Source organism: Arthrobacter sp. Leaf337 (assembly GCF_001423745.1).
Classification (GTDB): Bacteria; Actinomycetota; Actinomycetes; order Actinomycetales; family Micrococcaceae; genus Arthrobacter.
This window is the reverse complement of record NZ_LMPC01000001.1, coordinates 332401-353768: the sequence shown is the minus strand read 5'-3', so window position 1 is coordinate 353768 and position 21368 is coordinate 332401. Positions and strand designations below refer to the sequence as shown.

The following is a 21368-nucleotide window of genomic DNA, read 5'->3' as shown; positions in this document are numbered from 1 at the left end:
GAATCTACCCCGGTGCCGGGGCAGGCAGGGTTGCCGCGGCTAGAATTGGCTTGTGTCCGTCTACCTCGATCATGCCGCCACCACGCCCATCGCCGCCGAGGCCCTGGCGGTACTCACCCGCGAACTGGCCAGGACCGGCAACCCGTCGTCGCTGCACGGATCCGGCCGCCGGGCACGACGATCTGTGGAGGACGCCCGCGAGGCAATAGCCGCAGCAGCCGGGGCCCACCCGTCGGAAGTCATCTTCACCTCGGGCGGCACGGAGGCCGACAACCTGGCTGTGAAGGGCCTTTACTGGGCCCGCCGCGCTGAGAAGCCGGAGCGCACGCGGATCCTGTGCTCCGCCGTCGAACATCATGCTGTCCTGGACACGGTGGAGTGGCTGGAACGGCACGAGGGCGCCGAGGTCACGTGGCTGCCCGTGGATTCCGACGGCGTAGTGGTCCTGGATGCGCTGAGGTCGGAGCTCTCCCGGAACCCGGAGACCATCGCCCTCGTCTCGGTGATGTGGGCAAACAACGAGGTTGGCACCATCCAGCCGGTGCATGAGGTGGTTGCGGCGGCCCATGCCGTGGGCGTTCCGGTGCATTCGGACGCAGTCCAGGCCTTTGGGTCATTGCCGGTGGACTTCCGGGCGAGCGGGCTGGACGCCATGTCCATCTCCGGCCACAAGATCGGCGGCCCGGTGGGGGTCGGTGCCCTGCTGCTGGGCCGCGCCGTCAAGCTAACGCCGGTGTTGCACGGCGGAGGGCAGGAACGCGACGTGCGTTCGGGCACGCTGGACACGGCGTCTATCGCCGCCTTCGCCGCAGCTGCCGAAGCCGTGACCAAAGACCTCCCCGGGGAAGCGGCCCGCATCGCCGGGCTGCGGGACAGGCTGATCGCCGGCGTGCGGGCCGCCGTTCCCGACGCCGTCCTCCGTGGAGCGCCGGGCGATGGACGCTTGCCCGGCAACGCGCACTTCACCTTCCCGGGCTGCGAGGGTGACTCCCTGCTCTTCCTGCTGGACCTTGCCGGCGTCGAATCGTCCACGGGTTCGGCCTGCACCGCCGGCGTGCCACGGCCCTCGCACGTCCTGCTGGCCATGGGGCTCGATGAGGACACCGCACGCGGCGCGCAGCGTTTCTCCCTGGGGCACGCGTCCACAGAGTCCGACGTCGACGCCCTCCTGGCGGCACTGCCGGGCGCCTACGACCGGGCCCGCCAGGCAGGCATGGCCGGGCACGAATCGACCATCCAGACCGCCGCCACAGTGGCCCGTCAGTCGTCCGCCAGGAGCTGATCCAGCGCGACGCCGGGATCTGCCAGACGGCCCGGCCCGATGGTCTCCCGGCTGGAGATCAGTGCCTTGATGGCTTTTTGCGTGCGGGGAACGTTGACGTTCATCCCTGCCACCACGCGGCCCTCATGCTGCCAGAATGCGATGAATTCCCTGCCCTGCAGTGACCCGCGGATAACCGGTTCGGCGGCCGCCGCCAGGGTGGGGAAGCCCGAGTACTCCATGCTGAGGTCGTACTGGTCGGTGTAGAAGTACGGAATCGTGTCCAGAGTTGCGCCCTGGCCAAGCATCGATTTGGCCGCGATCTTTCCGCCGCTGAGCGCATTGTGCCAATGCTCGCTGCGGTGGTGCTGCCCCGTGAACGGGTGCAGGGCGTTTGCCACGTCCCCGGCGGCGAAGATATCCGGGACGCTGGTCCGCAGGGAGGCGTCCGTCAGTATCCCGTTGTCAAGGACCAGTCCTGCCTGCTCCGCGAGCCGGGTGTCCGGTGCCACGCCCACGGCAATCACCACGACGTCGGCCTGCAATACGTCGCCCGAGCCGGTGACCACGCCGGTGACGCGGCCGGAGTCGCCGCGTAGCTCGGATGCGGTTGCGCCCGGGCGGAACCGGACACCGTGTGCTTCATGAACGGAGCGGAAAAACCCGCCCAGTTCAGGTCCGATGGCGGAGGCCAGCGGGACATCCTCGAGTCCGAGCAGCGTCACGTGGTTGCCGTAGCTGATGGCAGCAGCCGACAGTTCCATCCCGATCCAGCCCGAGCCGACCATCACCACGTTCCGTCCGCCCGGCGATAACTGTTCCCGGAGGCGGCGGCTGTCATCCAGGGTCCGGAACATGGTGACGCCGTCCAGCCCGCTCCCCGGCAGGGAAAGGCGACGGGGGAGGGCGCCCGTAGCCAGCAGGAGCGCATCGTAGTCGAGGGACTCGCCGCTGCTGAGATGTACTGAGTGCGAGCCGGGGTCGACGGCGGCGACGGTCACGCTGAGTCGGAGGTCGACGTCGTTCTCTGCATACCAGGCCTCGGGAGCCACGGGGAGCGCGTCCTCGCCGGCTTTGCCCAGCAGGTACTCCTTGGAAAGCGGCGGACGAAGGTATGGGTGGTGCAGTTCGGAGCCAATGAGGCTGATCCTGCCGGCAAACCCCTCGCTGCGCAGGGTGCGGGCAGCGGTGGCGCCAGCCAGCCCCGCGCCCGCTATGACGATGCTTTCGGTGGTGTGCTCGACAGCCATGACGCCGCTCGATTCCCTGGAGGGCCGACCCTGTCGGCGGGCCGCTTCTAAAAATACTATTCCTGACAATAGAATCCGCAGCTGTGGGCGTCAAGGGGTCGCGGGGGCGATTTCGGGTCCCCCTTGGGCGAGGCAGTAGAATAGTGGGGCATGCAGTGTATCCGGCCGCGTTCTGTGCGCCGGCCCGGTACCAGCTGCGGCCGCACCATCACACCTTCCCCTAGAGAAAGCCAGCATGCGAGTTCTTGCAGCCATGAGCGGCGGAGTCGATTCCGCCGTTGCCGCCGCCCGCGCCGTCGAGGCAGGACACGACGTCGTCGGCGTCCACCTGGCGCTGTCCAGGATGCCCGGAACGCTCCGTACCGGAAGCCGCGGGTGCTGCACGATCGAAGACTCCCGCGACGCCTGGCGCGCCTGCGACGTCCTGGGTATCCCGTACTACGTCTGGGACTTCTCGGAGCGGTTCAAGGAGGACGTGGTCCAGGACTTCATCGACGAATATGCCGCCGGACGCACTCCGAACCCCTGCATGCGCTGCAATGAACGCATTAAGTTTGCGGCGCTGCTGGAAAAGGCCATCGCACTGGGCTTCGACGCCGTCTGCACCGGCCACTATGCCAAGGTGATCACCGACGCCGACGGAAACCCGGAACTCCACCGCGCGGCCGACTGGGCCAAGGACCAGAGCTACGTGCTCGGCGTCCTCACCCACGAACAGCTCAAGCACTCCATGTTCCCGCTGGCGGACACCCCCTCGAAAGCCGAAGTGCGCGCCGAGGCCGAACGCCGCGGGCTGTCAGTGGCCAACAAGCCGGACAGCCACGACATCTGCTTCATTCCGGACGGTGACACCGCGGGGTGGCTTGCGGAGAAGATCGACATGACCACGGGCGACATCGTTGATGAAACCGGGTCCAAGGTGGGCGAGCACCCCGGTGCCAACGCGTTCACCGTAGGCCAGCGCCGCGGTCTCAAGCTGGGCACGCCCGCCGCCGACGGCAAGCCCCGCTTCGTCCTGGAGATCCGGCCCAAGGAAAACAAGGTGGTGGTGGGCCCCGAGGCGCTCCTGGCCATCGACGAGATCCGCGGCATCAAAGTATCGTGGGCCGGCCTGCCGATTGCGGAAATCGCCACCGGCGACGAGTTCGACTGCCACGCCCAGGTCAGGGCCCACGGCGATCCCGTTCCCGCAACCGCCCATACGGAACTGCTGACGGACGACGGCGGCGCGGAGCGGACGAACCTTGTGGTCACGCTGACCACCCCGTTGCGCGGAGTGGCCCCCGGACAGACAGTGGTGCTCTACCAGGGAAGCCGGGTCCTGGGGCAGGCCACCATTGACGCAGCGCGTTCGCTGCAGCGCGCGGCGCTTTAATCGGAATCGGGTGCCCGCGGCGGTTTGCCGTAGTCAATCACCCCTGCTCCCGCAATAATTGAGGCCTGGGGAACCAGGCTTCATGCAGGCAACCGCTTCACGGGTGGGCTGCAAAGTTGAGGAAAGCGGGCCCGGTATGGTCTCTGCAGCGCTTGGCATCGGTCACGGCCTCGAAATGGTCGCGCTGACGGCCCTTGCCGAGGGCCCCTTCACCCGCAAGTCAGGAAAGCCGCTCACCACCAGCATTCGGGTGCCGGTGGAGAGGGTGGTCAACGGCCCGGCCGGCGCACGCCTGGCGCTGCGCGTGCGGGCTCCCGGGGCTGACGGTCCGCGGCCCATTTCCCTGTCCGTGGACCGCAACGAATGGTGCATCGACGACCAGGACGCACCCGCCGGGCTGGAAGAGTTGCTGACCGACAGCCGGTTTCTTGCACAGCACGTCTATGCGGTGGCGACTGCAACACTTCAGGCATTTGAAGTCACCCTGGGGCGCCGGATGGGCTGGGCCTCGGGCCACCGGCTGCTCATCAGCGTGTATGACAAGATCCCCTACGCCTCCACTGGCTACGACCGCGAGCGCGGTTTGATCCGTTTTGGGCACCGAACCGACGACCGTTCCACGCGTTCCGTCCCGTTGGCGCTCTATCATGACCTCGTCGCCCATGAGGTGACGCACGCGATCCTGGACGGTTACCGGCGCCAGTGGACAGACAGCGATGCCTTGCTCGACGGCTACGCGCTGCACGAATGCATTGCCGACCTGGTGGCCATGCTGAGCGTGTTTTCCTCGCCTGAGCGGGTGGAACAACAGTTGTCAGTGGCTGTTCCGGGACCGGACGGGAAGCCCGGAGCCGTACCCGCCCGGAACATGGAGAAGGAAGTCCTGGCCTCCGGGCTGTTCGGACTGGCCGACGGGCTGTTTTCGCGGGGCGCCGCCAGGCGGCCCCTCGACGTGGACGTGCCCTTCGAATGGCGGCTGGATCCCGAACCCCACCGGCGGGGCGAGATTGCGGTGAAGGGGGTGCTGGACGCCGTCGTGAGGCTCTGGCTACAGCGGCTGGACAGGCCGGGCGGCCGCTCCAGCCGGTACCAGGTGGCGGAAGCGGGGGCGCATCTTGGGCATCAGATGCTGGGCATGGTGCTGCGGGGGCTCGCCTACATGCCGCCGGTGGACCCTGGCTGGGAGGACCTGCTGCGGGGAATCCTCGCAGCTGACGCCGTTTTGGTGCCGACGGACATGATGGGATACCGGCAGGCCGTGCGCGACGCCTTTTGGGACATTGACCTTTCCACGGAGCCCGACGAACTGCTGGACGGCCTTAAGCATCTTCGCGATTTGCGCTACCCGGTCCGGTTGTCTGCCCTGGCTGCCGATCCCGAGGAGGTCAACCGCTTCATGTGGGAGAACCCGCGGTTGATCGAGGCTGCGGGCATCGATCAGGACACGAGCATCGTGGTGAACCGGGTGCGCCCAAGTACCCGGGTGGGGCCGGACGGTTTCGTTGTCTCCGAAATCGGCGCGTCCTACGTGCAGTCAGTCACATTGTCCAAAACCGAAGCAAGGAACAAGCTTGGCCTCCGGGTGGACAGTGACTACTACACCGTCCGCGGCGGGGGTCTGCTGCGGTTTGATGAGGGGGGACGGCTCTGTTTCGCAGCCCTCAAGCCGGTCATGGACGCGGAGTGGCAGCAGGAGAAACTGGAAACCGTCAAAAGGGAAGCCGGGATAAAAATGCCGGCAGCAACCTTCCACCCGGAGGACGAGCGCCGGGAGTGAGCCGCCGTCAGCTTCCCGCGCCGCGGTCAGCTTCCGGCCTGCATCAGCTTCCCCACGGGGCCTTCCGTGCGGGCGTCGAGCCTTCCAGCTGGGCCACCTGGTCGAAGCCGCCGGCCCTGAGGCCTTTGCTGACCAGCTTGAGGATGTCCGCCCGGCCCAGGGCGCCGTCGCCGGTGACCGCCTTGATGAAGTTGTACGTGAAGGCTCCGTTGTACCGGCCATCCAGGAATGCGTCGGCGGCGGTCTGATCTGCCCGGCAGGCGGCCAAAAGAACGGGTTTGACGCCCCGGCCGGCCTTCACCAGATCACGCAGTGCCCGCGTGTCGCTGAACTCCGTGGCAGCAACGCCGCGGGGGGTCGGTGCCGGCAGGAAGCGGGGCCGCCGCCCGGGCAGGAGGTCCAGTGATTTCAGGCCCGTGCCGCTGTGGCAGGTATCCAGCACAACATCCATCAGCACGCCGTCCGGCAAGCGGGCAAAGAGGGTGAACAGTTCGTCATCCGAGATGACGGTGGCCGGATCCCACGAGTCGCCGGTGTTGTTGATGTCGAAGCAGGCGAAGGCTTCATCCAGCCGGTCGGCTTCGTCGTTGCTGGTGTCTGGAATCTGCGTTCCGTGGCTGGAGAAGGTGAAGACGATGTGCCGGAGTTCGCCGGCGGCCGCGCGGTCCATCATCGAATCCAGCTGCGCCATCACCTGGCTCTTCGTGGCCTGGGAATCCAGCAACAGCGAGATGTCCGACTCGGCGAACCCATACCCGGTTTGCAGCAGTGCGGCGAGGTCCCGGGCGTCATTGACGCAGCCCTGCAGCCAGCTGGATTTCGGCAGGTGTTCAAATTCGTTGATCCCCACACAGAGGGCGGCTTTGCTCATGATGTGTTCCCTTCAGCCGGGTAGGGCAACTCTATTCCCGGGAAGGAGACTCTTCAATGGCAATTTCTTAGGGCACTCACTCATCGTTCCGTCGGAGGCTGATCAGGCCGGAATGCTGAAGAAAACGATAGTTTTGACCCAATCAGGTAAATTTTGTGTCTCAACTCACAGGTTGTAACGATTCACCGCGCTCCGGTCTGATTGAATCGTGTGATCAGGACAACGTCCCGCCCACCGAGTCCAACTGATCCAGTTGCGCGGCGGCACGCGTGTACTCATCGAACAGAAAGTCCACAGATGGCAATGAACAAAAAGGCCCTGCACAGCGCTATCGCGCTCGCGGGTGTTTCCGCGTTTGCACTGACAGCCTGCACAGGTCCGTCCGGCGGCGGCGGAACTTCCACCGGCGGTGCCGGAGGCGGAACCATCACCTACGGCACCACCGATAAGGTCGTTACCCTCGATCCTGCGGGGTCCTACGATGCCGGTTCCTTCATGGTGATGAACCAGATCTACCCGTTCCTCCTGAACGCCAAGCCGGGCACGGCGGACGCTACGCCCGACATCGCGGAGTCCGCGGAATTCACCAGCCCCACGGAATACACCGTGAAGCTCAAGTCGGACCTCAAATTTGCCAACGGGCACGCACTCACATCCTCGGACGTGAAGTTCTCCATCGACCGCGTCGTCAGCATCGCTGACCCGAACGGTCCGGCTTCGCTCCTGGGCAACCTGGAGTCGGTCACCGCCAAGGACGACTCCACTGTTGTCTTCAAGCTGAAGGCCGGCAACGACCAGGTCTTCCCGGGCGTTCTTGCGGCCAACTCCGGACCGATCGTCGACGAAGAGGTCTTCCCGGCCGACAAGCTGATGACGGACGATGAAATCGTCAAGGGCAAACCGTTCGCCGGCCCCTATACGATCGACAGCTACAAGAAGAACGAGCTTGTCAGCCTCAAGGTCAACCCGGATTACAAGGGCCTGCTCGGCAAGCCCGCGAACGACGGCGCCACCATCAAGTACTACGCCGACTCAAACAACCTCAAGTTGGACGTCCAGCAGGGGAACATTGATGTCGCCGGACGCAGCTTGACCGCAACTGACGCCGCGGACCTGGAGAAGGACTCCAAGGTCAAGGTTCACAAGGGCCCCGGTGGAGAGCTGCGCTACATCGTGTTCAACTTCGACACCATGCCGTTCGGTGCCAAGGCTGCCGACGCAGATCCCGCCAAGGCCCTCGCCGTCCGCCAGGCCATGGCCAACGTCGTTGACCGCGACGCCATCGCAACCCAGGTCTACAAGGGCACTTACCTGCCGGCGTACTCTGTGGTGCCCGACGGCTTCGTTGGCGCGATCCAGCCACTGAAGGAAATGTACGGCGACGGCAGCGGCAAGCCCAGCCTGGACAAGGCCAAGAAGGCCTTCGCCGATGCAGGAGTCACCGCACCGGTGAACATCAAGCTGCAGTACAACCCGGACCACTACGGCAAGTCATCCGGCGACGAGTACGCGATGATCAAGGAGCAGCTGGAAAAGTCCGGACTGTTCAAGGTTGACCTGCAGTCCACCGAGTGGGTCACCTACTCCAAGGACCGCACTGCTGACGCCTACCCGGTGTACCAGCTCGGCTGGTTCCCCGATTACTCGGACGCGGACAACTACCTGACCCCGTTCTTCGTTCCGGGCAACTTCCTCAAGAACCACTACGAAAATGCATCCGTCACCGAGCTGATCAAGACCCAGCTCACCACCGTTGACAAGGCAGAGCGCGAAAAGGTGCTGGGCGAAGCCCAGACGGCCGTGGCCAAGGATCTTTCCACGCTGCCGCTGCTGCAGGGCGCCCAGCTCATGGTCGCCGGAAAGGATGTCAAGGGTGTCGAAAAGACCCTGGACGCATCCTTCAAGACCCGGCTTGGCGTAATTTCCAAGTAGGTCCAGTTCTCCATCCGGTCCTGGCCAGCAGAGGAGGCGGGGCGCCCGTGCGGCGTCCCGCCTTTCGTGCTGGAGCAGGGCAACAGATTTCGGGGCCCACGAAGCCGCCGGAAGCACACATTTAGGTACCAATGACAACACTGATTGAGGCGCCGCCAACCGACGCCGACGGCCTGCTGCCGTCAAAAAAGAAATCGTCCGGCGGGGGACTGGGCCAATACATCCTGATCAGGTTCCTCTTGATCTTTCCTACGATTTTCATCCTCGTGACGCTGGTGTTCTTCCTGATGCGCATCACCGGCGATCCCATCACTGCGGCCATGGGCGGCCGGCTGCCGCCTGAGCAGCTGGCGGAGCGGATCACCGCCGCAGGCTATGACCGTCCGATCCTCGTGCAGTATTTCGAGTACCTGGGACATCTGGCCACGGGCAACTTCGGCACCACCCTCTCGGACAACCGCCAGGTCACGGAAATGCTGGCCACCTACGGCTCTGCCACTCTGGAACTGACCATCAACGCATTGCTGGTGGCCCTGCTGGTGGGTATTCCGCTGGGCATGGTCGCCGCGTACCGGAGGGACCACGCCCCCGACGCTGTACTTCGCGTTTTCGCCATCGTCTGCTACGGCACTCCTGTGTTCTTCGCCGGCATGCTCCTGAAACTCACTTTCGCCGTGTGGCTCGGGTGGCTCCCCGTGGCTGGTCGCGCCAAGACCTCCAGCGAACTGGAGCTCACCTCCCTGCAGTCGCCGACAGGCATCTACTGGCTGGATGCCATCCGCAGTGGCAACATGGCAGCACTGGGTGACGTCATGGCGCACGCGGTCCTGCCTGCCGTCGCCCTGGGCCTGCTGACCGCAGGCATCTTCCTGCGGCTGGTCCGCACTAACGTGATCGGAACCCTGGGCCGGGACTACGTGGAGGCCGGGCGCTCCCGCGGCGTCAGCGAATTCCGGCTGGTCACCAAGCACGCTTACAAGCCTGCGCTGATCCCCATCATCACCGTGATGGGCCTGCAAATAGCAGTGATGCTCGGAGGCGCCGTGCTGACGGAAACAACCTTTGAATGGAAAGGGCTTGGATTCCAGCTGGCCACCTACCTCACGGCACGCGACTTCGTTGCGGTCCAGGGCATCGTGGTCCTCCTCGCCGTCATCGTGGCCGTGACCAACTTCATCGTGGACATTGTTGCCGCGCTGATCGACCCCCGCGTGAGGTACTGACATGAGCACCCCAACAACTGTTGAACCCGCAGCGGATCCCCGCGCTTCGCTCTTCCGCCGGCTGCCGGTCATCTCGCACTTCAACAAGAGCGTGGGCCTGCAACGCGGAATGCTGGTGGCAGGACTCGTCCTGACCAGTGCATTTGTGCTGACGGCCATATTCGCGCCACTCCTGGCTCCCTACGGGTACGCCCAGCTTTCGGACGCGGACGGCAACTTCCCCGCCCAGGAGGCGCCCGGTGGAAAGCACCTGCTGGGGACCACGGTGGGCGGCTACGATGTTTTGTCCCGGGTTATCTGGGGAACGCAGACGGCCATCATGGTGATCGTTGTGGCCGTCCTGATGTCGATCTTCATCGGCGTCATCCTGGGACTCGTCAGCGGCTACATCGGCGGCTGGCTGGACCGGATCCTTGTTGTCATCGCGGACGCCATCTACGCCTTCCCCTCGCTGCTGGTCGCAATCGTCATGGCAATCGTCATCAGCGGCGGCCAGTCCAGCCTGCTGGGCGGCATCATGGCCGCGGCAATCTCCATTACCGTGGTCTTCATTCCTCAGTACTTCCGGGTGATCCGGTCCGAGACCATCCGTCTCAAGGCCGAACCCTTCGTGGAATCCGCCAAGGTAGTGGGTGCTTCGAACATCCGCATCATGAGCCGGCACATCTATAAGAACGCCACGCGCACCCTGCCGCTGATCTTCACGCTGAATGCCTCCGAAGCAATCCTCACGATGGCAGGCCTGGGCTTCCTGGGCTTTGGCATCGAACCCAGCTCCGCCGCGGAATGGGGCTTCGACCTGAAGCAGGCGCTGGCCGACACCACGTCCGGCATCTGGTGGACGGGCGTGTTCCCGGGCCTCGCAATGGTGCTGACCGTCGTCGGCCTCACCCTCATGGGTGAGAGCATCAACGACCTCAACGATCCGCGGCTGCGCGGACGCAAGAAGGCCGCTTCCGGCAAGGGCGGGCCCGATTCGGGCGCAGCCGGGGCAGGAATCCAAGCAGAAGTGAGCAGTTCATGACCATCAACATCGACAAGCACGGCACAGGCCCGGTCCTGGATATTGACCACTTGAAGGTCACTTTCGCTACCGATGCCGGGGACGTCTATGCCGTCAAGGACGTCAGCCTTGAGGTCAACCCGGGCGAAGTGGTGGCGATCGTCGGTGAGTCAGGCTCCGGCAAGACCGTTACCGCCAAGACAATCCTCGGCCTCCTCCCGGAGACCGCCATCAGCTCCGGTGCGGTGCTGATCAACGGGAACAACGTCATCAGTGTCAGCGCCGCCAAGCTGCGGCAGATCCGCGGCCGGGACGTCGCCATGGTCTTCCAGGAACCGTCCACCGCCCTGAACCCCGTCTTCACCGTGGGATGGCAGATCGCAGAAGGCATCCGTGCCCATGCGCAGGGCAAGGGCGGCAAAGTGTCGGCCAGGGAGGCCAAATCCCGCGCCATCGAGGCCCTCCGGAAAGTGGGCATCCCGGACCCCGAAAACCGGGTGGACTACTATCCCCACCAGTTTTCCGGAGGCCAGAAGCAGCGCGTCGTCATTGCGGCCGCACTGGCACTTAATCCGGGGCTGATCGTCGCCGATGAACCAACAACAGCCTTGGACGTTACGGTCCAGGCTGAGATCCTCCAGCTGCTCAGGGACCTGCGGGACACGTACGGCACCTCGATCGTGCTCATCACCCACAACATGGGGGTGGTGGCCGATCTCGCCGACCGGGTGGTGGTGATGTACCAGGGCGACGTCGTCGAGGAGGCAACCGCCAAGGTGCTGTTCGCTGAGCCGAAACAGGAGTACACACGGAAGCTTCTGGCGGCTGTGCCGCACCTAGGCAGGAACTCCGCTTCCGAGGGAATGACGACGCGGGCCCACCAGGGTGGCAAAGTCCTGGTGGAAGCCAAGGGCCTGACCATTGAGTACCCCGGCAGGCTGGGCACTCCCGCTTTCAAGGCCGTAGACGGCGTGAGCTTTACCCTGTCCGAGGGTGAGGTCTTCGGCCTGGTCGGTGAATCGGGATCCGGCAAAACCACCATCGGACGCGCCATCGCCGGCCTCAACCGCACCACCGGCGGCAGCCTGAAGGTGCTGGACTACGAAATGCTGAACCTCAAGGAACGGACGTTCAAGCCCCTCCGTAAGGAGATCGGCTTCGTTTTCCAGGACCCGGCGGCGTCCTTCAACCCGCAACTAACCATCGGTGACTGCGTTGCCGAGCCGCTCATCATCCACAGCAATCCCACGCCGGCACAGGCGCGGAAACGCGTTGGTGAGCTGCTCGAATCGGTGCAGCTGCCGGCGTCGTATGCTGACCGGTTCCCGCACGAACTGTCCGGCGGACAGCGGCAGCGGGCGTCGCTGGCCAGGGCCCTCATCCTGAACCCGAAGCTGCTGATTGCCGACGAACCCACTTCGGCGCTGGACGTTTCCGTCCAGGCTGTGGTGCTGGAACTGTTCAAGGACATCCAGGCGGAATTCGGCTTCGCCGCGCTGTTCATCAGCCACGACCTCGCGGTCGTCGACATCCTGTCCCACTGGGTCGGCGTGCTCTACAAGGGCAAGCTCGTGGAGCAGGGGCTAGGCACGCAGGTGATGGGCGCCCCCCAGCACGACTACACGCGCCGGCTGATCGCGTCGCTGCCCGTCCCTGATCCGGACGAACAGGCCAAGCGCCGGGAAGCCAACCGCGCGCTGCTGGCCCGTTAGTTCCGCTCCGTGTTGGAAATGCCCGCCGTCCGTTCCGGACGGCGGGCATTTCCGTCCCCGGCAGCCTCCCGCGGGAACGTTGCGAGGACGCTTAACAGCCACGGGGAATTGGCGGGGTGCCCATAGACTGGGACCATGACCGAGCAGAACCAAGATCTTCCAGACGCCGAATCCTACGACCCCTCAGCCAGCTCGTTGGCCGGACAAGTCGACCAATCGGTCATGGCGGAACTACTGTCCATCCGGTCCAGTATCGACAACATCGACGCCACGCTCGTGTTCCTCCTCGCCGAACGGTTCAAGGCCACGCAGAAGGTCGGTTTCCTCAAGGCGGCGCACAGGCTGCCTGCCGGGGACCCGGGCCGGGAGACTGCCCAGATTGCGCGGCTGCGCCGCCTGGCCGAGGAGGCCCACCTGGATCCGGCATTTGCCGAGAAATTCCTGAACTTCATCATCGGCGAGGTCATCCGGCACCACGAAGCCATTGCCGAAGACCACCAGGCCGCCGGGAACAACGGGTCCGCTGCCGGCCGGCCGCTGCTTTCCCCGCCCGCCCCGTCCACCGCCGTCGACGCCTAGGCCATGCCGGAATCGCAAGTAACTGCCACTGCCCTGGGCCCGTGGCCCGGTGACGATCCTTTGGAGGCGACGCGGATCGTCCGCGGCGAACTCGGGAACCCGCACCTGCCGTTCCTCGTGGAGCTTCCGGACCGCGGCGTCGGCTCCGATGCCCTCGGCCGGACCGCGTCACTCCTGGTGGACCTGGCCGTCGACGTCCAGCCCCACGGATGGCGGATCGTGGATCGTCCGGGGAAAGACCTCATGCGGGCGAAGTCTGCGTTGTCAACGGACATCAACGTCCTTGCCGACGTTGCCGGGACGGAAGAAAGCCCGGCCCGCGACTTCAAGGTCCACCTGCGAGGACCGCTGAGCCTGGCCGCAGGCCTCCACCTCCACAACGGCGAACGGGTGTTGCTCGACTACGGCGCCCGACGCGATATCGCCGCATCGCTGGCAGCCGGCGTCGGTGATTTACTGGCCCGCGTCGGTACGGCTGTGCCCGGGGCGCGGCTGGTGGTCCAGATCGATGAACCTGATATTGCGGCGGTCCTCGCCGGCACCATTCCCACATCCAGCGGCTACCGGACCCTGCGGGCTGTTCCGGGGCAGGAAGTGACAGAGGCGTGGCGCCTGGTCATCGATGCGGCCAAGGCAGCCGGTGCCGTCGAAACGGTGATCGCGGTTGCCGAAGTTGAGGCGCCCTTCGACCGCATTCTTTCGTCGGGTGCAGATGGGATAGCCGTCCCGCTCAAGGCGCTCACCTCCCGCCAGTGGGAACAGCTCGCCGGTGCGGTCGAGGCCGGCAAGAGCCTGTGGGCCGGGGTGCTCGCGGTGGGCAACCGGTCCGCCGCACTGCCGCGGGTGCAGGAAGCCGTGGAGAACGTGTGGCGTCCGTGGCGCCAGCTGGGCCTTCCCGCCTCCTCGCTCGGCTCCATCCGGGTGACGCCGTCCGAGGGGCTGGCCGGGCACACGCCGTCGTCTGCCACCGCCGTGCTGACCCGCCTCACCCAGGTGGCGGACGGGCTCAACCAGCTGGCCCTCGGCTAAACGCGGCTCTCCCACCGGTCCGGCCGGGCGTAGCCCGGGAGATGGCCCTGCCCCGCGCTTTGGCCGGGGTAGGAGCGAAGGCGGTAGTCGAAGCTCCCCGCATACACCAGGACGAGACCCAGCTGCGGCTGGATCACCTTGACCTGGATCCGGTGCTTGCCGTTTTCGCCCTCCGCCGGTTCCCACCACTGCTCCGCGTACGCCTTGGCATCCAAGGCCGCCGGCAGCGGGATGCGCAGGGCACCCAGGAACAGCCGGGACGATTCGGAGACGCCGCGGAGCCTGCCTTCGGCCGTCACGCTCAGGTTGAGGTCAGTGACCAGGCGCCGGTAGCGGCCGACATAGTCCACCAGCCCCGGCTTGCTCCGGGAGTCGTCAAAGCTGGTGGTGTCATGGAACAACCGCGTGCGGCCCGGAAACTGGATCTCGCGTCTGGCGGTGAGGCTCGACCGGCCGAACGGATCCAGGTGCGCGTGGTTTTCGATCCGGAAGGGAATTCGCTCACCGTATTCCGGGAAGAAGGCTTCTTCCCCGCTGGTCAGCCGCAGCAGCGGACGGAGCCACTGCTGCCGGCACCCCACAACGTCGAAGACACCCTCCCCTACGCCGTAGCGTCCTGAGCCGGGAGCAAGCGAAAAGTACTCCTGGAGCTCGGGTTGCAGCCGGGCGAAGTCGCTGCCCAGGGCGCGTTCATAGATAGGCGTGGTCACGTAGGCCTCCTGGTTTTCGACACATCTTTCATAGTCTGCCCGCGGCTTTGAGCCGGATATAGGCGTCCGCCAGTGCGGGCGGCAGCTGGTGGGGTTCGGCGTCCACCACTTCCACCCCCATCTGGCGCAGCTGGATGGCAACTGCCTCGCGTTCCAGCAGTGCCCGTTCGGCGGCTGCCGCCCGGAACACCTGTGCCGCCGTCGTGCGTTCCTTTTGCATGGTACCGAGCATGGGGTCCCGCACGGAGGCAACTACCACAACATGCTGCTGCGCCAGCTGGGAGGCCATCGGCAGCAGTCCCTCTTCCGGTGCGCCGCTGTCCAGCGGTGTCAGCAGCACCACCAGCGAACGGTGCGCCGATAATTGCCGGATCTGGCCCGGGACCTGGCTCCAGTCCAGCTCAATGAGTTCCGGTTCCAGCGGGGCCATGGCCTGCACGAGCTGTCCCAGCAGGTTTCCTTTCGACGCGGAGCCTGCCCGTCCCCGCGTCCGGCGGTCGAAGGCGAAGAAATCCACACGGTCGCCGCCGCGTTCGGCAAGGACTGCCAGCAGCAGGGCGGCCTCAATTCCGGTATCGAGCCTGGGTTCATCGTCGATCCTCGCAGCCGCCGTCCGGGAGGTGTCCAGCATGATGACCACGCGACGGTCCCGTTCGGGACGCCACGTACGGACGACGACGGCGGACCGTCTCGCCGTGGCGCGCCAGTCAATCGAGCGCACGTCGTCACCACGGACGTAGTCGCGGAGGGAATCGAATTCGGTGCCGGCACCCCTGATCTGGACCGCCGCCTTTCCGTCGAGCTCGCGCAGTTTGCGGAGCTTGGACGGTAGATGGCGCCGTGAGTGGAACGGCGGGAGCACCCGCACGGCGCCGGGACACGGGAGGGTCCGCTGCCGTGCGGCCAGCCACAGCGGGCCGAAGGCGCGGAGGGTCACATGGGGTGCCTTCAGGTCGCCGCGCCGGGCAGGTTTCAGCAGCACCTTCAGGCGCCGCCGTTCGCCGGCCGGAACGTCGGTGATTTGGCGCGGATTCTGCGCACCGGCGGACGGCTGCCAGGCGTCCCGCACGAGGCCGCGGAGCCGGCGCGGACCGGTGTTCCCAATGGTCAGGACGGATTCGCAGCTGCCTGTCAGCGTGACGTTCCCCGGAAGAGTGCGATCCAACGTGATCTTCCGCAGCGGCGCGGCCAGGGCAAGGTCCAGCAGCAGGAGTGCGCCCAGGACCAGGCAGACCAGCAGGACCGTTCCCCAGCCGGGAAACAGCATCACGGGCAACAGCCCCGCCAGGGCCAGAAGTACGAACCGTCCGGAAATGGCCATGGCGTCAGCGGGGCACGGGCACAGTTGCCAGGATGCTGGCGAGGACCCCGTCAACATGCACGCCGTCCATCTGCGCTTCCGGCTGCAGGGCAACACGGTGCCGCAGGCAGGGGAGGGCCAGCGCCTTCACATCGTCCGGTGTCACGAACTGCCGCCCGGACAGCCAGGCCCATGCACGGGCGGCACTCAGCAGGGCGGTGGCGCCGCGCGGCGACACTCCGAGCTGGAAGGAAGGGGCAGCGCGGGTGGCCCTGGCGACGTCAACGATGTAGGCGGCAACTTCGGGCGCCACCACCACGGCAGCCACTGCCTGTCGGGCCTCCTCCAGCTCGGCCGCACCCGCGACCGCGCGCACGCCGGCGGCGGCCAGGTTCCTGGAGTCGAAGCCGGCCGCGTGCCGGCGGATGACCTCGATTTCATCGGCGCGTCCCGGCAACGGCATGGCCAGTTTCAGCAGGAAGCGGTCCAGCTGGGCTTCCGGGAGGGGATAGGTGCCCTCGTACTCCACCGGGTTCTGCGTGGCTGCCACGATGAACGGAACGGGAAGCAGCCGGGAGACGCCGTCTGCCGAAACCTGGCGTTCCTCCATGGCCTCCAGCAGGGACGCCTGCGTTTTCGGCGGTGTCCTGTTGATCTCATCGGCGAGAAGGATGTTGGTGAACACAGGGCCCTCGCGGAAGCTGAATTCCGAGGTCCGGGAGTCAAAGACCAGCGAGCCGGTGATGTCGCCGGGCATGAGGTCGGGTGTGAACTGTACGCGTTTGGTGTCCAGGCTCAGGGCGGCGGAAAGTGTCCGGACAAGCAGGGTCTTGGCCACACCCGGAACGCCCTCCAGCAGGACATGACCGCGGCACAGCAATGCGATCAGCATTCCGGTGACGGTTGCGTCCTGGCCGACGACCGCCTTGGCCACCTCGTGTCGCACGTTGAGGAGGGCCTGGCGGACGGGATCGCTGCCGGGCGCTGCCTCCGCCGTTGCCAAGGCCGGACCGCCGGGGCCGCCCTGTGTGAATCCGTTGGTCTGCTCACTCATTGGGCGGTTACCTCTTTCTCTAGTGATTCCAGCTGCTGGGCCCAGTGGACCAGCTCGCTCTCCGTGCGCGGGCGGCCTTCCAGCACGCGGGCTGTCTCCTCGCGGGTTCGCCCAAGGTGCCGTGCGGCGGCGTCGACAATTGCCGTTGACTCAGCATCCGGTCCCAGCCGGAGGACCCGGGCGAGGCGGACCAGCGTACCGGCCCTAAGGCTGTCAGCAGCCCTGTCCACGGCGTGGGCGTCGTGGTACAGCCGGGCGCGGCCCTCAGCAGTCTCAACGGCCTTGACCACCACCGGCAGCGGCTCGAAGACCAGCGGTCCCAGCCGCCGGCCCCGCCAGGCCATTGCCAGCACGGCCACCAGCGCCAGCCAGGGGCCGATGAAGGCGACCCACGGCGCGGCAAGTTGGTCCAGGGTCTTGGGTGTGTCCTCCTCGGCCACGTCCGCAAGCCCGGGAAGGTACCAAACCAGGTTGTCCGAGGCCCCCAGCGTCCTCAGCGTCAATGCCGCATTGCCGTGTTCATCGAGCAGGCGGTTACTGAGTATTTGCGTGCTGCCCAGCACCACCAGACTGCCGTCGTCACTGGAGGCATACAGTCCGCCCAGGCCCTCCGTGGGCTCGTAGCAGGCGCGGGCGGCCTTGTACAGGTACGCGGACTCCGCTGTGATGGCCCCGGCGGCCGCGGGATCGTCGAGCCCGCAGCCGGGTTCCAAGGTTGCCACTCCGGACGGCACCACTCCGGCGGGGCGGATTTCGCCGTCGAGTGCGCTGAGCGTGCTGAGGCGGGGCGTGACCACCACCAGCCTGTCCGTGGCCTCCCGCAACGCCTGTAGCTGCACGGGGTCCAGGTAACCGTTTCGATCGTAGAGGAACAAGGTGGTGCCGGTGCTGTCTTCGAAGGCGCCGGCCCCGGCGGCATCCTCCAGCGCGGACATCGTTGCCCCGAAGTTATCGGTCTGGCGAACGTCCACACCCCGGCTCCGCAGTACCTCGGCCGCCGCCCGCGCCCCGTCAGGAGCTGCGTTGCGCGTGGACAGGGGGAAACTGTCGCCGCGGGGCGAGAGCTGCGCCATGATCGTCAGCCCCACGCCAACGGAGAAGACGAGGATAAGCAGCGTCCACGTCCGGTGACGGCGGAACCATGCGGCGAAGGTGTGGACCGGGCGATCACCGTCGGCCGTGCCTCCACCGCGTACCGGCCGGTTCGGCGATTCGAGGACGGGCGTCATCGCGGCAGCGCCAGACGGTCCGCGGCCGGCTGGCCGAAGTCGGGCTTTGCTGCATCCAGGAGCTGATCCAGCGCAACTATGACGGCATGGTCGCTGCCCGTGGCGTCGGCACCGCCGTACCGGACAGCGTCGAAGATGCCGGCCGCGTGCCGGAGTTCGGCGGCATGGCTGCCGAACGCCCCGGCCAGCTGGCCGGCCACCTCGTCCGCCGTCCGGCCGGGCAGGGGATCGATGACCGTGCGGTCTTCGGCAGACCGGACCATGGCGCGGAACTGTTCGACGACGGCGGTGCGCCACTCGGAGCGCGCTGCGGCTGCGGCCGCGCGCCGGCGGTACTCGGCCGGGCTGACGGAAGGATCGGCATCGACGTCGTCCCCGGCGGGGCGCCGGCGCCGGGCGTTCAATCTTGGGCGCGCGAGAAGGACAGCGACGGCGATGAGAACCAGAATTGTCACTCCGATGGCCGGTACTGCAACTCCGCTGTCAATGGCAGGGTCGCCGCTGCCAAGGGATCGCAGCCAATCGGTGAACTGCCGCCACAGATCGGTGAGCCAGTCAGGCTGCGCGTCCTGGTAGGCGGGTTTGGAGAGCTCCTCGATGGCCCACCTGCGGGCCTCATCAGCGCCAGGTTCCACGGGAGGCGCGGGAGAGACGGCCTCGTAAAAGCCTGGCCGGGTCATCCGGCGCCCGGCGGCGGATTGGTTGGGTGCTGGCCGTAGCCCGGCGGCGGGTTGTATCCAGGCGGGGGTCCGTAGCTCTGCGGCGGGCTATAAGGGGACTGTCCGTACGGCGGCTGTGCGTAAGGGGACGGTCCGTACGGCGGCTGTGCGTAAGGGGACGGTCCGTACGGCGGCTGGGGCCAGGTGCCGGAGGGAGGACGCCCCGCAGAGTTTGCTTCCGGGGCCACACCGCGCCCGGGAACGCCGTCGGCGTCGTTGCCCGCTTCGAGCTGCCGCTGGAGGGCGAGGTCCAGGCCCTCCTTGCGCATCCGGAGGTCAAAATAAAGTAGGCCCATCACAGAGGTCTGGAAAGCGTAGCCGACCGCCCCGACCACCGCGGTGACGATGATCGCAGCGATCCCGAGACCCGCGTCGAGGGCGCGCTGGCCGTCGTCGTCGCCGTGCGGCGCGATGACGGAGGAGAGCCCGCCGGAAGCAATCCCAAGGGGGACCAGCACAATCTGGCTGATGATGCCGATCAGGAGGGAAATGACCAAAACGATGCCGAAGATGCGCCACCAGTTGTGTCGGGTCAGCTGCCAGGACCTCCGCAGGCCGTCAAGAACGTCCAACTCTTCGACGACGATCGCCGCGGGCGCCAGGAGGAGCCGGATGGAGAGCCACAGGACGATCAGCATGGAACCGAGGAACAGCGGGACGAGGATCAGCGCCGAGGCTCCGCGCATGCCATCAATCAGGAGTACGACTGCGCCGACCAGAACGACGCCCAGGGTGATGCCGGCGAGGATCTGCAGCCCGCCATACGCCAGCAACGATCCGATCCTGGACCGCGACAGCTTCCACATCTCCTTGAATCCTGTGCGCCAGTTCAGGACCGACCGGGCCACGGGTACCGCCATCACACCCTGCAGCACAATGGAGATAAAGAAGGACAAGAGTCCCAGCAGGGCGGCGCCGATGAGGAGGCCGAAGCCCAGTCCGAGCATCTCGGGGGGAGCCATGCCGGACACCCACATCGCGATCGACTGTCCCCGTGATTGAGTCTCTGCGGTAACGACCGCGCTGACGACGGTTGCCAGGGTTTGTGCAAGAAGTGCCGCGCCCAGCATCGCCCCGGCGTTCCGCCTGATGGTCTGAAACGATCCATCCAGGATCTCGCCGAACATCAGGGGCCGAAGGGGCACGATGCCGGGCTTCGGCGGGGCGACGTATCCAGGCTGAACGTATCCGGGCTGACCGTACGCCTGCTGACCATACCCCGGCGGCGGAGCCGGCTGCGTCCCGGGATGGGGGGAGCCCCACTGCGGCTGGCCGCCGTAAGCGGGCGGCGGTGCGTTCCACTGTGCGGGGGCATCCCAGGGGAGTGGCTGTACCGGCTGCTGCTGGCCCTCCCGGGGCCGCGCGTTCGGATCCTGCTCTGACAACCTGTTCCTCCCCAAAAGACGCTGTCCGCGAGCCGCCCGGCCACAACTTCCGCCCGGCGCTCCGGACCAGCGGTGTCCTGCACCGTCCGGCCCGCTCCCAGCCTATAGTTTTGCCTGCATGCCTCATAGCTTCCGGCTGATTCTTCCCGCTGTGGCGGCGGTCCGCCGTCCGAAGCGCGCCCGGTACGGCGGTTGCCCGCGCCATGCCGTGTCGGCCCTCAACGGGACAAAGCCCATTCAATAGGCGAATATATAACTATGAAGGCACGCATTCTGGTAGTGGACGATGACGAAGCGCTGGCCGAGATGATCGGGATTGTCCTGCGCAATGACGGCTTTGAGCCCGTCTTTTGCGCGGACGGCGGGCAGGCGCTGGAAGTCTTCCGTTCCTCGAAGCCTGATCTCGTGCTGCTCGACCTGATGCTTCCGGGCATGGACGGGATCGAAGTGTGCCGGCAGATCCGCGCCGAGTCGGATTCACCTATTGTCATGCTGACCGCGAAGTCGGATACCTCGGACGTGGTCCGCGGCCTGGAATCGGGTGCGGACGACTACGTTCCCAAACCGTTCAAGCCGGCGGAATTGGTGGCCCGTGTCAGGGCCCGGCTCCGCCCCGGCGACCAGAAGGCACCCGAAACGCTGCGCATCGCAGACATCACCATTGATGTGGCCGGCCACCTGGTGAGCCGGAACGACGAACGCATCTCGCTGACGCCCCTCGAGTTCGACCTGCTCGTTGCCCTTGCCCGTAAACCCTGGCAGGTTTTCACCCGCGAACTGCTGCTGGAGCAGGTCTGGGGATACCGGCACGCGGCAGACACCCGCCTAGTGAACGTCCACGTCCAGCGGCTGAGGTCAAAGATCGAGCGAGACCCCGAAGCCCCCGAAGTAGTTTTGACGGTCCGTGGTGTCGGCTATAAAGCAGGTTCCTGAACCGCCAAGCGGCGAAGCCGGCCATG

General features: G+C 66.2%; 18 protein-coding genes. 10 read left to right on the top strand and 8 right to left on the bottom strand.

Annotated elements, in window-relative coordinates:
* Positions 1–52 precede the first annotated feature (52 nt).
* Positions 53–1282 (top strand): cysteine desulfurase family protein, encoded by a 1230-nt coding sequence (locus tag ASF98_RS01570; RefSeq protein WP_055796526.1) that lies wholly within the window; start codon positions 53–55, stop codon positions 1280–1282.
* On the opposite strand, the gene ASF98_RS01565 is transcribed toward ASF98_RS01570, so the two are convergent.
* Positions 1261–2511: an NAD(P)/FAD-dependent oxidoreductase gene (locus tag ASF98_RS01565; RefSeq protein ID WP_055796524.1), complete on the bottom strand. Its 1251-nt coding sequence runs from the start codon at positions 2509–2511 to the stop codon at positions 1261–1263. The two genes, ASF98_RS01570 and ASF98_RS01565, sit on opposite strands and share 22 nt — an antisense overlap.
* A gap of 235 nt (positions 2512–2746) precedes the next feature.
* Between ASF98_RS01565 and mnmA the strand changes: the two genes are divergently transcribed.
* Together mnmA and ASF98_RS01555 are read left to right on the top strand one after the other, a co-directional pair.
* A complete protein-coding gene (gene mnmA / locus ASF98_RS01560; protein WP_055796522.1) occupies positions 2747–3886 on the top strand; it encodes a tRNA 2-thiouridine(34) synthase MnmA in 1140 nt (379 codons plus the stop codon).
* An 82-nt stretch (positions 3887–3968) separates the two neighbouring features.
* Positions 3969–5663: a hypothetical protein gene (locus ASF98_RS01555; protein ID WP_235505570.1), complete on the top strand. Its 1695-nt coding sequence runs from the start codon at positions 3969–3971 to the stop codon at positions 5661–5663.
* A 43-nt stretch (positions 5664–5706) separates the two neighbouring features.
* On the opposite strand, the gene ASF98_RS01550 is transcribed toward ASF98_RS01555, so the two are convergent.
* Complete coding sequence (locus ASF98_RS01550; protein WP_055796516.1) at positions 5707–6534, bottom strand: caspase family protein; 828 nt, start codon at positions 6532–6534, stop codon at positions 5707–5709.
* Between the two features lie 297 nt (positions 6535–6831).
* Here ASF98_RS01550 and ASF98_RS01545 point away from each other — a divergent pair, with 297 nt between their 5' ends.
* The 6 genes from ASF98_RS01545 to ASF98_RS01520 all read left to right on the top strand — a co-directional run bounded on the left by ASF98_RS01545 (position 6832) and on the right by ASF98_RS01520 (position 14012).
* Positions 6832–8466, top strand: a complete 1635-nt coding sequence (locus tag ASF98_RS01545; RefSeq protein ID WP_055796513.1) for an ABC transporter substrate-binding protein — start codon at positions 6832–6834, stop codon at positions 8464–8466.
* Positions 8467–8597: 131 nt separating this feature from the next.
* Complete coding sequence (locus ASF98_RS01540) at positions 8598–9689, top strand: ABC transporter permease (RefSeq protein ID WP_055796509.1); 1092 nt, start codon at positions 8598–8600, stop codon at positions 9687–9689.
* Between the two features lies 1 nt (position 9690).
* Positions 9691–10713 carry an ABC transporter permease gene (locus ASF98_RS01535; RefSeq protein WP_055796506.1) on the top strand — a complete coding sequence of 341 codons (1023 nt, stop codon included), beginning with the start codon at positions 9691–9693 and terminating at the stop codon, positions 10711–10713.
* Complete coding sequence (locus ASF98_RS01530; RefSeq protein ID WP_055796503.1) at positions 10710–12404, top strand: ABC transporter ATP-binding protein; 1695 nt, start codon at positions 10710–10712, stop codon at positions 12402–12404. Before ASF98_RS01535 ends, ASF98_RS01530 begins: the two co-directional genes overlap by 4 nt.
* 135 nt (positions 12405–12539) lie before the next feature.
* Positions 12540–12983 (top strand): chorismate mutase, encoded by a 444-nt coding sequence (locus ASF98_RS01525; RefSeq protein WP_055796502.1) that lies wholly within the window; start codon positions 12540–12542, stop codon positions 12981–12983.
* 3 nt (positions 12984–12986) lie between these two features.
* Positions 12987–14012, top strand: coding sequence for a hypothetical protein (locus ASF98_RS01520; protein ID WP_055796498.1), 1026 nt, complete (start codon positions 12987–12989; stop codon positions 14010–14012).
* Here ASF98_RS01520 and ASF98_RS01515 read toward each other — a convergent pair.
* Genes ASF98_RS01515 through ASF98_RS01490 form a run of 6 tightly spaced genes read right to left on the bottom strand, consistent with a single transcriptional unit; the run spans position 14009 to position 20169 of the window.
* Positions 14009–14722 carry a DUF4166 domain-containing protein gene (locus tag ASF98_RS01515; RefSeq protein WP_055796497.1) on the bottom strand — a complete coding sequence of 238 codons (714 nt, stop codon included), beginning with the start codon at positions 14720–14722 and terminating at the stop codon, positions 14009–14011. The genes ASF98_RS01520 and ASF98_RS01515 overlap by 4 nt on opposite strands.
* 28 nt (positions 14723–14750) lie before the next feature.
* Positions 14751–16043, bottom strand: coding sequence for a DUF58 domain-containing protein (locus ASF98_RS01510; protein ID WP_055796494.1), 1293 nt, complete (start codon positions 16041–16043; stop codon positions 14751–14753).
* Between the two features lie 4 nt (positions 16044–16047).
* Positions 16048–17076, bottom strand: a complete 1029-nt coding sequence (locus tag ASF98_RS01505; protein ID WP_235505569.1) for an AAA family ATPase — start codon at positions 17074–17076, stop codon at positions 16048–16050.
* Positions 17073–18305, bottom strand: a complete 1233-nt coding sequence (locus ASF98_RS01500) for a DUF4350 domain-containing protein (protein WP_055796491.1) — start codon at positions 18303–18305, stop codon at positions 17073–17075. The genes ASF98_RS01505 and ASF98_RS01500 overlap by 4 nt, the downstream gene beginning before the upstream one ends.
* The gene (locus tag ASF98_RS01495) at positions 18302–18985 is read right to left on the bottom strand and encodes a DUF4129 domain-containing protein (RefSeq protein WP_055796489.1); all 684 of its coding nucleotides are present in this window, start codon (positions 18983–18985) and stop codon (positions 18302–18304) included. Before ASF98_RS01495 ends, ASF98_RS01500 begins: the two co-directional genes overlap by 4 nt.
* Positions 18982–20169, bottom strand: a complete 1188-nt coding sequence (locus ASF98_RS01490; protein ID WP_235505568.1) for a DUF7847 domain-containing protein — start codon at positions 20167–20169, stop codon at positions 18982–18984. Before ASF98_RS01490 ends, ASF98_RS01495 begins: the two co-directional genes overlap by 4 nt.
* 498 nt (positions 20170–20667) lie before the next feature.
* Between ASF98_RS01490 and mtrA the strand changes: the two genes are divergently transcribed.
* The gene (gene mtrA / locus ASF98_RS01485; RefSeq protein ID WP_011692552.1) at positions 20668–21342 is read left to right on the top strand and encodes an MtrAB system response regulator MtrA; all 675 of its coding nucleotides are present in this window, start codon (positions 20668–20670) and stop codon (positions 21340–21342) included.
* Positions 21343–21368 lie beyond the last annotated feature (26 nt).